Annotated in this window: 10 protein-coding genes; 2 read left to right on the forward strand and 8 right to left on the reverse strand. The window is 58.8% G+C overall.

Annotated features, from left to right (window positions below; translation table 11 throughout):
* Positions 1 to 106: 106 nt before the first annotated feature.
* The 3 genes from AC6I7A_RS12745 to apbE all read right to left on the reverse strand — a co-directional run bounded on the left by AC6I7A_RS12745 (position 107) and on the right by apbE (position 3546).
* Positions 107 to 1759, reverse strand: a complete 1653-nt coding sequence (locus AC6I7A_RS12745; protein ID WP_058957774.1) for a multidrug ABC transporter permease/ATP-binding protein — start codon at positions 1757 to 1759, stop codon at positions 107 to 109.
* A gap of 96 nt (positions 1760 to 1855) precedes the next feature.
* Positions 1856 to 2497, reverse strand: a complete 642-nt coding sequence (gene alkB / locus AC6I7A_RS12750; RefSeq protein WP_009089090.1) for a DNA oxidative demethylase AlkB — start codon at positions 2495 to 2497, stop codon at positions 1856 to 1858.
* On the reverse strand, positions 2497 to 3546 hold the full coding sequence (apbE, locus tag AC6I7A_RS12755) for an FAD:protein FMN transferase ApbE (RefSeq protein ID WP_009089088.1): 1050 nt from the start codon (positions 3544 to 3546) through the stop codon (positions 2497 to 2499). The genes alkB and apbE overlap by 1 nt, the downstream gene beginning before the upstream one ends.
* A 171-nt stretch (positions 3547 to 3717) precedes the next feature.
* On the opposite strand from apbE, the gene AC6I7A_RS12760 reads away from it, so the two are divergent.
* Entirely contained in the window at positions 3718 to 3828 is a 111-nt protein-coding gene (locus tag AC6I7A_RS12760; RefSeq protein ID WP_009089087.1) for a hypothetical protein, read from the forward strand.
* Between the two features lie 152 nt (positions 3829 to 3980).
* Positions 3981 to 4172, forward strand: coding sequence for a hypothetical protein (locus tag AC6I7A_RS12765; RefSeq protein ID WP_058957775.1), 192 nt, complete (start codon positions 3981 to 3983; stop codon positions 4170 to 4172).
* Positions 4173 to 4189: 17 nt separating this feature from the next.
* Here the strand turns inward: AC6I7A_RS12765 and ompC are convergent, their stop codons facing one another.
* The 5 genes from ompC to AC6I7A_RS12790 all read right to left on the reverse strand — a co-directional run bounded on the left by ompC (position 4190) and on the right by AC6I7A_RS12790 (position 12788).
* The gene (ompC, locus tag AC6I7A_RS12770; protein ID WP_058957776.1) at positions 4190 to 5308 is read right to left on the reverse strand and encodes a porin OmpC; all 1119 of its coding nucleotides are present in this window, start codon (positions 5306 to 5308) and stop codon (positions 4190 to 4192) included.
* A 598-nt stretch (positions 5309 to 5906) separates the two neighbouring features.
* Positions 5907 to 7076, reverse strand: a complete 1170-nt coding sequence (locus tag AC6I7A_RS12775; RefSeq protein WP_046102252.1) for a beta-barrel domain-containing protein — start codon at positions 7074 to 7076, stop codon at positions 5907 to 5909.
* Complete coding sequence (locus tag AC6I7A_RS12780) at positions 7073 to 9214, reverse strand: type I secretion system permease/ATPase (protein WP_058957777.1); 2142 nt, start codon at positions 9212 to 9214, stop codon at positions 7073 to 7075. The genes AC6I7A_RS12775 and AC6I7A_RS12780 overlap by 4 nt, the downstream gene beginning before the upstream one ends.
* Positions 9215 to 9230: 16 nt before the next feature.
* Positions 9231 to 10586, reverse strand: a complete 1356-nt coding sequence (locus AC6I7A_RS12785) for a TolC family outer membrane protein (protein ID WP_058957778.1) — start codon at positions 10584 to 10586, stop codon at positions 9231 to 9233.
* A 303-nt stretch (positions 10587 to 10889) separates the two neighbouring features.
* Complete coding sequence (locus AC6I7A_RS12790; protein WP_058957779.1) at positions 10890 to 12788, reverse strand: Ig-like domain-containing protein; 1899 nt, start codon at positions 12786 to 12788, stop codon at positions 10890 to 10892.
* Between the last annotated feature and the right edge of the window lie 301 nt (positions 12789 to 13089).

Here is a 13089-nt window from a genome sequence, read left to right on the forward strand (position 1 = left end):
AGAAGTTTCAGGATCGCAGAAACCGCTGTTTCTGCTGTCTGCTACAGTAACCGCTTTCAGGCGCGGCCTGCCAATACGCTTTTTTGCTAAGTTTTGCCATCTGCCGCTAAAGGCCGGTGTCGGTGCGTTTTACCGAGTCGAGCGTGGCGAGGTCGCGCTCATTACCGGTCAGCTCCGTTAACTGCCCTTCGCGCATCTCCAGCAGCCGGTCAGCGTGAATGAAATAGTGATCGTCATGGCTGATGGCAAATACCGTTTTGCCCGCCTCCTGCAGCCACGGCAGCAGCTCACGATAGAAGATGCGACGGAAATGGGGGTCCTGATCGGCCGCCCACTCATCCAGCAGCAGCACATCCCGCTCTTCTGCCACCGCCAGTAGCAGTGCCAGGCGCTTGCTCTGTCCTTTGGACAGCCGGAGGTTCAGCACCTTATTACCGGCAAGTTTCAGCTTATCCTGCATCTTCAGCCTCTCCAGCCACTGCTGAACCAGCGCCGGATTGGCCGGAACCCCTTCCCGCCCGATGAGCCGATCAAACAGGTGCAGATCGGTAAAGACCGCCGAGAACTGACTGCGCCAGCGATCGAGTTCATCTGCCGTGATCGGCTGGCCATCCAGCAGCAGCGTGCCGGACTGCGGCTGATAAAGCCCGGTCAGCAGCATCGCCAGCGTCGATTTCCCGCTGCCGTTACCGCCAATCAGAAAGACCAGCTCTCCCCGGCGCAGCGTCAGGTTGATCGGCCCGACCTTAAAGCCGTTGTCGCCGTAGTGGAAGGAGACATCACGTAACTCCAGCGTCTGCCACGCCGCGGTGGCGGCTGGCGCGTGGAAGCCGGGCTGATAGGGAGCGAGATCGAAGGCGTTAAGCTTACGGAACGCCACCTGCGCGCTGAGCAGCGTAGGCAGCGCGCCGACCGCCGAGAGCAGCGGCGTGCGCAGAAACAGCAGCGTCAGAGAGAAGGTCGCGGCGACGGCCGTGTCAGCCCAGCCCAGGCTGTTGGCCATAAAAAAGACGATGCCGATAGCGCCTAAGGTCATGATGTTCGACCAGTTAACCGCACTGAGATGATAGGTGTCGGCCCGCACAATATGATGACGCCAGGCGCGGGCATCTTCCTGATAAACCGTGTCGTAGACCTGCTGAGCGCGCGACCGGTTAAGCTGCAGCTCTTTACGCCCCTCTATCACCGTCTGGTAATCGCGATAGAGGCTATCTTCGATGTCCCGCAGCTTCGCCATATGCTGATAGACCCGCGAGACCAGCAGCCAGCCGCCCACCAGCGTGACGGCCATCCAGAGACTGGTCACCAGTAACATCTCCGGGGAGAGCCAGGCGAGATAGATCGCCGAACCGAGGGTAATGATGACGCCCTGAAACAGCTCCGGCAGGCGCACAAAGGCCAGCGTAATGGCGCGCACATCGCTGGTCAGCCCGGCCAGCAGCTGGGCACTGCCGAGTTGCTCAATGCGCTCGACCCGGGTGTCGAGAATACGTTTGATAAATTCACCGCGCAGCCGCCAGACAAACTGATGGCCGAGCGTCGTCAGCGCCAGCTGCGAGGCGAGCGTGACCGCCATCAGCACCACCAGCTGCAACAGGAACTGCGGCAGCACCGCAAAAGAGGTGTTAATGGCGACAATCATTTCGCGGTTGATGAAGGCGATCATCCCGATGCCCAGCACTGCGCTTAACAGCGTCAGGGCAATCACCCCAATGAAAGGCCAGCGGAACTGGCGAAAAACAACGTGTAGCAACGTCATGCAGGCAATCCAGCAGTCAAAAAACAGCCTGCAGTGTAATGGGATGCGGAATGATAGCAATAGTTATTCTCACCACGCCGCCCCGCGCCCCAGGGCTCAGAAGGCGCGGCGGAACGTGAGGTTATAACGCCAGGCACCCACCAGCGGATGCACGCCGGGCTTGAGCGGCAGGATACCGTGATAACGCAGGCGTGACGGCCCGCCCCACACCACAATGTCGCCATGTTCCAGCAGCACCCGCTGGGTAGCGTCGCCCCGCTCAAAGCCGCCAAACTGAAACACGGCCGGTAGCCCCAGCGACACGGAGACAATGGGCTGGCGCATATCTTTTTCATCTTTGTCCTGATGCAGCGTCAGCTTTGCGCCCGGTTCATAGCGATTAAGTAAACAGGCATCCGGATTGAAGCCGGGAAAGCCCGCTTCAAGGGCGGCCTGTTGCGCCAGGGTGCGAAACAGGGGCGGCATCGGGGGCCAGCGGCGGCCATTAAGATTGTCCTGCTGCTCATACTGATAGCCGCGCGAATCCACCGACCAGCCAAAGTCGCCGCAGTTGGTCATCGCGACCGACATGCGGTGCCCGCCGGGCGTAATGCGGTGGGCAAACGGATTCTGTTCTGCAATCGCCATCACCTGCTGATACAGCGTTTCTGCATCCTCACGCGCGCGGCGGCGCAGGATCACGGCGCCTTCTGCCAGCGGCTCCTGCCAGGGTTGCTCTTCACTAAAGAGATCTAACATCAGGGTTCTCCGGTCGTTTCAGCGGGGATCAGGAAAGCAGCAAACTGCGGCGACATCCAGCTGACAAATTTATCGCCCTGTTTGCTGATCAGATAGACCGCCAGATGCTGTTCGAGTGCCAGCGCTTTGGCTTTCTCCGTGCCGAGTACCATCAGGCCCGTATCCCAGCCATCCGCTTCCAGCGCCGTGGTGGCAATCACCGTGGCGGAAACCAGCTTATGCTCAATAGGCCGTCCGGTAACGGGATCGATGACATGAGAAATCCGTTTGCCGTCCAGTTCATAATAGTTGCGATAGCTGCCGGAGGTGCTGATGCCGTGGCCCTGCAGATCAACGCGCGCCTGAACGGCATTCTCGCGGTCGGTAGGTTTCTGGATCGCCACCCGCCAGGGCTGCTGCTGCGCATTCAGCCCGCGGCTCAGCACCGCGCCGCCCACCGACACCAGATAGTTGTTGATGCCGAGCTGCTCCATCAGTCGCGCCAGATGATCGGTCGCAAAGCCCTCGCCGACGGTTGAGAGGTCAACATAGAGTCCCGGCAGATCTTTCTGCAGCCACTGCCCCCCGGCGCCCTGCACCACCCGCAGATGCTGCAGACCGGTCTCCGCCCGGGCAGCCGCGATCTGTGCAGCATCGGGGGTGTGGACGGGCTGTTTCGTCGGGCCGAAGCCCCACAGATTGACCAGCGGGCCGACAGTGATATCCATCGCGCCACCGGTTTTACGGCCAATCCGCAGTGCAGTGGTGACAATGTCTGCCATGTTTTCACTCACCGGCTGCGGTGTGAGATCGCGGCTTTGGTTAAAGCGTGACAGCGCGGAGTCCGGCTTCCACGTCGAGAGTTCCGCATCGTCAGCATCCAGCCGCTGCTGAATACGCTGCTGCAGTTCCGCCTTGCGCGCCTGATCGACACCCGCCAGGCTCACCCGCCAGACGGTTCCCATCGTTTTCCCTTCCAGCACCAGCGCCGGTTCAGCCGCAGGTTTATCGCAGGCCACTAATGACAGTGCCAGCACTGCTGTAAGCAGCAGATTAGTCTGATAACGCATCCTTCCTCACTTGTAACACTTTATTCCGACCTACTACAAAGCATAAACTTCGGGTAAAGACGCTTAAAGAGAGTTGAATCTCTCTGTTAAGCCCCTCAAACTTGACCCGTCATCTACCCTCTGCCCGCCTTTAATCAGGCGATCGACATTCATTTAATAAAGGAGCAGCAGATGATCTATCTGATTCTCGCCATTGCCCTGGGGCTGTTTGTTTTCAGCACCTATAAAGTTCTGCATCAGCGTCGTCATCGTCACATGCTCCCTTCCCGGCCGCGCCATTAAAAGGCTGCACTGCACCGGCGTGGGGCAATCTGCTCCCGTCGGGCGCAGCAAGTGTATCAAAGCAGGCGTAAAGTCTGTGGCTGTGAGAGCGGTTAAGCTGGCATGAATTCTGCACTGTTGAAACAGTGTTTATCTCTGATGAGAGGTGCAGAATGAAAAATTCCGGATGGCAGGCAGCCTGGCAGCACTGGCTGAGCTTTTCAGCTTTCACCCTGGCGGGTGTGGCCTTTGAAGGTGCGCGATTTGGCAGCGTGGTATCGCCAGAAACCACGCTGGCGGCACCGGCAAAATGGCGCAAGGCTGACGCGGTCAGCCCGCAGGGTCACGCAGGAGCGCAGCGGTAACTGCGCTCCCTGTTGACTCAGAACTGGTAAACCAGACCCAGTGCCACCACGTCGTCGGTATTGATACCGGCTGCGTCGGTGAAGTCGTTGTCGTCCAGCAGGTTGATCTGGTAATCAACATAGGTGGACATGTTTTTGTTGAAGTAGTAGGTCGCACCGACATCAACATATTTTTTCAGGTTCTGTTTGCCCCAGTTCTGCACGTCGGTGCCGCGTGAGGTCACGTAGGCCAGAGAAGGACGCAGGCCAAAGTCGAACTGATACTGGGCAACCAGTTCCCAGTTGTCCGCTTTATCGGCATAACCGTAGGCTGAAGAGCTGTCACTGCTGTCGCCGAAGCGGGTGGCGTTGTAAGAGCGTGAGTACATTGCCGCCAGGTAGACGTTGTTGGCATCATATTTCAGACCACCGGTGTAAACTTCCGCCTTATCACCCCGTCCCAGGATACCCTCTGATCCGCCATTCTGGCGGTTCGTGCGATCGGACTGGAATGCGGCTGCACCGATACCGAAACCTGAGCCCAGATCATAGGTGGTGCTCAGACCCCAGCCGTCACCATTCTCACCCAGCACGTCGCGGCCACCAGCCGACTCGGTGTTGTTATCATTTTTGCCCTGATACTGAACCGCAAAGTTCCAGCCATCCACCAGACCAAAGAAGTTATTGTTACGGTAGGTCGCCATGCCGTTGCCGCGCTGGAACATGAAGTTATCAGCGCCATAGGTATCCCCGCCGAACTCTGGCAGCACGTCGGTCCATGCGCCGATATCGTAGGCGACACCGTAGTTACGGCCGTAGTCGAATGAACCGGCATCACCGAACTTCAGTCCGGCAAAGCCCACGCGGGTATAGCTGTCGGCGGTGCCTTCATCCTCGGAGTTGTTCAGCGCAGCCTGATATTCCCACTGACCATAACCGGTCAGCTCGTTGCTGATCTCCGTTTCACCTTTGAAGCCAAAACGAACGTATGACTTGTCACCGTCAGAGCCGTCGTTGTCAGAGAAGTAGTGCAGACCGTCAACCTTACCGAACAGATCCAGTTTGTTGCCGTCTTTGTTATAAATTTCAGCTGCGTTTGCGGATCCTGCTGCTGCCAGTAATGCAGGGATCACCAGGGAGAGAACGCGACGTTTCATTTTATTACCCTCTGTTATGTGCCTTTATAATTTGCCACTGCTAACTGAATGTTTAAAATTCAGCCGGCAGGCCATTGTTCTTTTATAACGGGTAATAATCCACCTGGAAAATGCTACTAAATTTCCAAAAGTGTTACACAAGTCGAAACAGTTATTTCATAATGTAAATTACGGGGAACTAATAACCAGCACAGATCGATAAAAATTGCCGCACGAATCGCTAAACCTATTCAGATTCATTGGTTATCAATGAGTTATTTCAGATCATTCCGAAGCACTGAATGATAAAACTTATGACTCATCTGAGAATAGAATAGTCCCCGCTATCATCATTTATTCCATTATTACCTTCATTCTCCCCGAATGAGATGTACAACTTATTATTTCCCGCCGGACAATTTGTCCGGCTTTTTTTTGCCTGCGATTTACCGTTTCGCTATATCTGCGTAAACTTTCTTAAGTGGGTTAAATTAACATCCGGCGGTTACCGCACAGAGTGGTAAATTTCGCCCCCTTTTCCCGCCTGAATGCTGAAATAACCGCCATGTTAATTTATCACCGTAATTAAGCAGGCGGTTAGAGTGGCTTCAGAAAAGTCTCAGCGCTCCCGCAGCGATTCTTTGACTTTATTCAGGGGCTTAATCAGATAATCCATCACCGATTTCTGACCGGTTTTGATCTCCACGTTGGCCACCATACCGGGCACAATCGGGAATTTTCGCCCGGCCCGGTTGGTCAGCTCCGCTTTCCGGGTGCGCACGTAGACCCGGTAGTAATATTGATCGCGTTTTACCTCATCCTGCAGGGTGTCCGGTGAGACCGTCTCGACTTCACCCGGCAGGTCGCCATAGATAGAGGAGTCGTAGGCCGTCACCTTGACGATGGCCGCCAGGCCAGGCCGGATCCAGGCGATATCGCGGGGGTTGATGCGCGTTTCAATCAGCAGCTGATCCTCCAGCGGGACGATCTCCATCAGTTTGCCACCCGGCTCCAGCACGCCCCCCACCGTCGTAACCTGAATATCTTTGACGATGCCGCGCACCGGCGAGTAGAGCGTGGCGCGGGTCAGCTGATCCTCTTTGCCAGCGGCCACCTGCAGTTGCGCATCCAGTTCCGCATTGTTTTTCACCTGCTCTTCGTGCGCACGAACCAGATAGTCATTGCGCGCCTCATCGATTTTGCCGCGCAGATCGCTGACCTGACGGCGCAGACGAATCACCTCCACCTGCCCGGCCGCGCCTTTGGCCACCAGCGGCTCCGTCAGCCGCAGCTCATCCTGCACCAGCCGCAGCGACTGCTGCAGATTGCTGATCGTTTCGGTGAGGTTGCGACGTCGCGACTCATAGAGCTGACGTTCCCGCGTCACCAGCTGCGGCTCTTTAAGGGTCTCTGCACTGAAGGTCAGCGGCGTGCCGGAGAGCTCCGCCTCCAGCCGCTCGGCAGAGGCGCGCAGCGTGCGCACCTTCGCCTGCGCCTCGCCGAAGTTCGACTGAAAGCGCGTAGGATCGAGCGTTGCCAGCACCTGACCTTTCTCAACGATGTCACCCTCATGGACGTTAAGCTGCTTGACGATGCCCCCGTCCAGGCTGTCGATCACCTGTGCGCGGCTGGAGGGGGTGACTTTGCCGGTGCCGACCGTGACCTCATCCAGAATGGCGAAGTGCGCCCAGATGAGAAAAAGGGCCAGCGCGGCGGTGCAGAGCCAGATAATCGCCGATGTGCGGCGCTCATGGCGGGCAAGATCTTTATCAACAATCACCAGACTCATGCGGCACCTCCTTTACCGGGCGACGGCGGCGTCGCGCGGCGCAGAATGTCGTCGCGCGGGCCATCGGCCACAATCCGGCCGTTATCCATGACGACAATACGATCGACCATTTTCAGCAGCGCCGGACGGTGAGTCACCAGCACCAGCGTTCGCCCGCTGATCCAGCCCTGCAGCTGCCGGATCACCTGCTCCTCCAGCTGTTCATCCATCGCCGCGGTGGGCTCATCCAGCAACACTACCTGCGGCTGACGCAGGATCATCCGGCTCAGCATCACCATCTGTCTCTGTCCGCCCGACAGTCCGCGTCCCCCCTCATTGATAATGCGATCCAGGCTGGCGGCATCCTGCTGCACCAGCGACAGCGCGCCGCTGATGCGCAGCGCCTGCAGCATCTCCTGCTCACTGGCGTGGGGATTGCCCAGCATCAGGTTCTGCCGCAGCGTGCCAAAGAAGAGGCGGGAGTCGTGTGACAGCCAGCCGAGCTGACGGCGCAGGTCGACGGGATCGATGCGTTCGATGTCGACGCCATCGACAATCACCTTGCCCTGGGTCGCCAGTGCCTGACCCGCCAGGATCTTCAGCAGCGTCGACTTTCCGGCTCCCACCTTGCCGAGAATCGCCACTTTCTCGCCCGGCTTGATCTGCAGCTGCTGCACGCTGAGCACCGTCTTTTCATTCTCTTCGTCATAGCTGTAGTGCACATTGCGCAGATCGTAATGGCCGGTCAGCGTCGGACAGTGCGCCAGCGTGCTGGCTTCCGGTTGATCCAGCGGCTTCTTCAGCAGCTCATCCAGCCCTTTCATCGCCATTTTAGCGTGCTGCCAGCGTGAGAAGACCATCGTCAGCTGCATCAGCGGGGCGATGGTCCGTGAGGAGAGCAGACTACAGGCGACCAGGGTCCCGGTGGTGATTTGCGAATCGAGCACCAGGTAGACGCCAAAGACCAGCATGCCCGCGTAGGTGAGCTGCTGCACGGTCGCCGCCCAGCCGGTCAGACGCGCACCCCAGAGGCGCTGCTGATTGCTGATTGAGGCGCTGACTTCATGCGTCTGTTCCCACTGGCGCTGAAAATAGGGCTCGGCCTGCAGAGCCTTGATATCCTCAATGCCTTCGATGGTCTCCACCAGCACCGCATTGCGCAGCGCCCCCTCACGCAGCCCCTCTTTCGCCAGCCGCGCCATCGGGATCTGCACCAGCAGACCGGGGATCACGATCAGCGGAATGGCCGCCAGCGGAATCAGAACCAGCCAGCCGCCGACAAACGACATGATAAACAGGAAGAGAATAACAAAGGGGAGATCGGCAGCCGCCCCCACGGTGGTGGAGGTCAGCAGCTCGCGCACCTGGTCAATCTCGCGCAGTTGCGAGATAAACGAACCGGTCGATTTTGGCCGCGCCTCATTGCGGATGCTCATCGCCCGGGCAAACAGCATGGCGGAGACTTTCAGGTCGATCCGTTTGCCCATCAGGTCCGACACCTGGGTGCGCATCAGCCGGATCAGATACTCGATAGCCGCCGCAATCAGCACGCCGACAAACAGCACCCAGAGCGTCGACTGCGACTGCGCCGGGATCACCCGATCGTAGACCTGCATCGAAAAGAGGATGCCGGCCAGCGCCAGGACATTGCTGACCACCGAGGCCAGCGAAATCTCCGTGATGCGGCGTCCCATGCCACGAAAATTTTTCCAGAACCAGTGCGGCTCATAGGGCTGGATAAACTCATCAATGCGTGCATCCCGGCCCCGCGCCGCGACGCCCGTGACCCCCACATCCCCCTGGGCGCGCGCCAGCAGTTCAGATAACGGGCTTTCCCGCACCACGTCGCCGCCTTCACTCAGCCAGTAGCGCGCGCTGCCCTCTTTATCGATGCTCTCCAGCACCGCCACGCTGGCATTTTCCAGCACCAGCACCACAGGGGTGATCTCCTGACGCCAGCGCAGTTTATTCTGGGGCACCATTGTCAGATGCAGTCCCAGCAGACCGGAAAGCCGCTCCAGCTGCTGGGACACCGGCAGATGTTCAAACCAGCGCATCTGCTGGCGCAGGGTTTTGCCATCGGCCGGTTTACCGAATCGCGCGGCCACGCGCAGCATGGCGGCAATCCAGTTTTCAGTGTTCAGGGTGGCTGTACTCATTATTATTGCCTTATCGCTATTGCAGCGAAGGAAGAAGATCGCCGCTGCTCTGCTGGCGATCGATACCCATGATATCCAGCAGATTGTCGACTGCGGCGGCGTAGCGAACGGTGGCATCCCAGCCATCATAAAGCGCGGTGATCCGCGAACTGTCGGCCTGGAACACATCCTGCTCCACACTCAGGAGATCGTTCAGGCTGCGCTTGCTGAGGCGATATTCGTCGGCGTAGACGGCGCGGGTATGATCGGCACTGGCCAGCTGCACTTCTCCGGCAGCCTGCCGCTGCTGCGCGCCGATCATATCCGCATAGGCCGTTGAGGCGTTCTGATTGATGGCGAGTTTGGCCTGCTGCACGGCCGCCTGCGCCGCCTCCCGATCGCCCTCGGCTGAGGCCGTTTTCGCATTCACCATGCCCCCCTGGTAGAGGGGCGCTTCCACCTGAAGCTGCACTTCATCATCCCAGTAGGACTGGCGATCGTTTTCATAACGGGTCCGGCCCGCCTGCACTTTGATCGTCGGCCAGTGACCCGACTGCGCCTGACGCACCCGTTCGCGGGCCGCTTCCTGCTTAGACTGGGCGCTGCGAACCGCAGCGCTGCTTTCATAGGCGATTTTGTCGAGGGTAATCTGCTGTTTCAGCAGCGCCTGCGGCAGTTCCGGCAGCGTGGCGGGCACCACGCCGGTCAGCACGGTCAGCTGGGCCGTGGCAGAGCGCAGCTGGGCGCGATACTGCTCCAGCGTGGCCTGCATGGCGGCGATGCGGGTTTCCGCCTGCAGCACATCGGATCGGGAGTTGAGTCCGGCGTCGGCGCGCAGTCCGGCAATATCCCGCACCCGCTGCAGTGAGGCGATATTGGTGTGCGCCGTTTCAGCCAGCGCCTGATAGCGTTTGACTTCGAGGTAGGCCTGCAGCGTATCTTCCGCCACGGTGGTCATTGCGTCGAACAGGCCGTAACGATAGGCATCCGACAGGGCATGCTGCTCGTCGATGGCACTGCCGGTACGACCAAAGTCGTAGAGCAGTTGACTGAGCGTGACGCCGCCGGAGCCATTATTGTTCAGGCTGCCTGCGGAGTCGGTCTGATGCGAACGCCCCGCCGCGCCCTGCAGTGAGATTTGCGGATACCAGGCACTGCGGGCGGCGTCGAGATCGCCCTCACCGACATGGATTTGTGCCGCGGCTTCCGAGATTTTTGGATTACGGGCGAAGGCCCGGAGGATGGCGTCGCGCAGCGTTAAGCTGGCAATCTGCTCTTCGCTGGGCGCGGCACGCCAGTTAAACTCCGCCTTCGGTAACGGTGCGGCCCAGGCCGCCGGGAGTGCCACGCCACTCAGGGCGCATATCAGAAAAGTTAATCGTGCTTTGTTCATTATCCATACCAACAGGCGTTCTTATGATCATGGTTTTTTTCCTGGTGAACAAAGCAGACAGAAAAGGCGTTACGGCGCACTTAAAGGTTTTATTGCGTTATTTTATTTATGTTTTACGAGCCGGAGCCTGAATAACCCTTAACATTATTAGATCATATTCTGCACCGAGTCCTGTTAAAAACTGATGAAATCTTTCATCTTTCTGCCGATTGCATAAAAAAACGCCATCTTAACAGCCTGAGCCACTCCAGACAGACTGAACAGACCTGTCCGGAAGGCCCTGCCTTTTTTAATGTTTCCGCATCAGGCCAGGGGATGCGCTGCCGGATGCTGTAACAGGTGATCGGCCAGGGTATAGGGCATGCCAGAGACGATCACCCCTTCGGACGCGGACGACACCTGCGCCTCTGGCGCGTGCTCCGCCGTCACGCTGAAACCGTCGAGCAGCCGATCCACCGTCTGCGCAGGCAATGTGCCGGCGCTTTCCGTATGGGAGGCCACCCGCACGCTCTGACTGGCCGTGGCCAGATTTCCGGCGCTGTCCTGGCCGCTGACCGTCATCGTGTAGTCACCCTCCTCCAGCGGAGCCAGCTGTCCGGCCAGAATGGTCAGCGCCCAGCCGCCATCGGCCTTCACACTGGCGCTGTAGTGCTGGTCACCGAGCGTCAGCTGCACCAGGCTGCCCGGCTGCAGATGGCTGGAACTGCCCTGAATCAGATGCCAGCTGTTCACATCGGCGGCATCAATGACGTTATCGCCAAAGGCGGTCTCCAGCGTCAGCGTCGGCCGCTGATGCACAGCGACGGTAAAGAGCGCATCCTGGGTCTGGCTGTCGCTGTTGCCATACTGATCCCAGCGATGAAACGTGGCGGCAACCGGGCCATCCGCCAGCGCCATCAGCTCGGCGGAAGTCAGCGTCACCATTCCCCCGCTATCGGGCTGGTAAGTTATGCCGTTGATCTCAACGGTGTTGCATCCCTCAACGTAGAAGCTCAGATCGTGCTGCGCCTCCTGATAGTTAAGCGTCATGTCACCGCCGATATTCATCTCGGTGTAAACCGGGATAAACCCGGTGTGGATATTCAGTACATGCGTGACGTCGGTGTAGTTGCTGGCCCCGTCGATCGACCAGGCGCGGATCTCACCCACGTTGATGAAAGCGTTCACCTCTACAGCCGGGATCACCACCTGCCAGTGCCCGCTTTCGTCCAGTGTGGCAGCGTAATCTTTCTGATTCGCACCGGTGATCACCAGCCGATGACCCGGCATAACCGTTGAGAGAGTCCCACTGAGCAGCAGGTCCTGCTGGGTTTCCGCCAGATTGATCACATCATCCGGCGTCACGTTGTCGAACGTAATGAGTGGCAGGCTGCTCAGGTGCGTGATCAGCGTCAGATCGTGATAGTCGGTTGCGGTTTTCCCGTTGGGATCGGTCGCGGTCACTTTCAGGCTGTAGACGCCATCCTGCAGCGCCTGCATATCGCTTTCAGAAAATGTGCCAGACCACCTGCCATCCCTTCCCATGGTCGCGGTGGTCGTTTGCGTGCCCAGGGTTAATTTGAGCACGGACCCCACCGGCAGGTGGGTTGCGCTGCCGCTGATCTCAACACCGTAGATGCTTTCAGCGATATTCACCGCATTGTCACCGCTGACCGTGTCGATGGTCAGGGTCGGACTGAGGGTGCGGTCAGTATAGAGACCAAACCCCACCTCAGTCGTGGTGCTGTGGCCTGCTTTATTGGTCAGGGTCAGCGTCAGCGTGTGATTGCCATCCGGCACCCCTTTCAGCGCCTCCGCCGGCATTGAGGCGTTCCAGTAGCCCCACTTGTTGACGGTGCTGTACCAGCTCTGGTCGTTGAAGGTGAGTGTGACGGTCGAACCCGCTTCGCCTTCAGCCCGGCCGCGCAGATGCACCCGCTTTTGCGCTTCCCAGCCAGCGATCACGCCATCGGCAGCGACAGGTTCGTAGGGCCGAAGGGCTGCGGGTGGCGCACTCTCAACCGCACTGACGGTGCGGGCGCTGTCGGCGGTCGCCAGGGTAGGGGCTGTTTCGGCGGGCAGCGGGTTTATGGGCAGGTTCAGGCGCGGCGTGGCCACGGGCGGCACAGCGGGCACGGCGCTGTCGGCGACGGCAAAGTCGCTGACTGCCGCCTGGAAAATGGCGTCGAGCCGGGTGGTACGAAACGTATCGCGTGTTGACATCGGTCACCTCAGTTCATAACAGATCAGAAACGCAGAGCAAAACCGTCGGATAACCCGATAGCTGACTCTGACAACGTGGTAGTGAGTCAGCCGAAGCTGCCCGTTTCCGCTGGTCTGAACCGGTTACCCGCAGGTAACAGGGCGTGATGAACAGGACGCGAATAACGCGTCAAATAAAATCAGAAGCGTGATTGACGGCGTGTCGCCGTTTGCTGCGCCTACCCTAAGCTTTCATTCCGCTAATGAATAGTGGCGAAAATCTGGAAAGTGAAATTATCACGGGGCTGACACAAAAAAAGCG

Source organism: Type-F symbiont of Plautia stali (assembly GCF_059731105.1).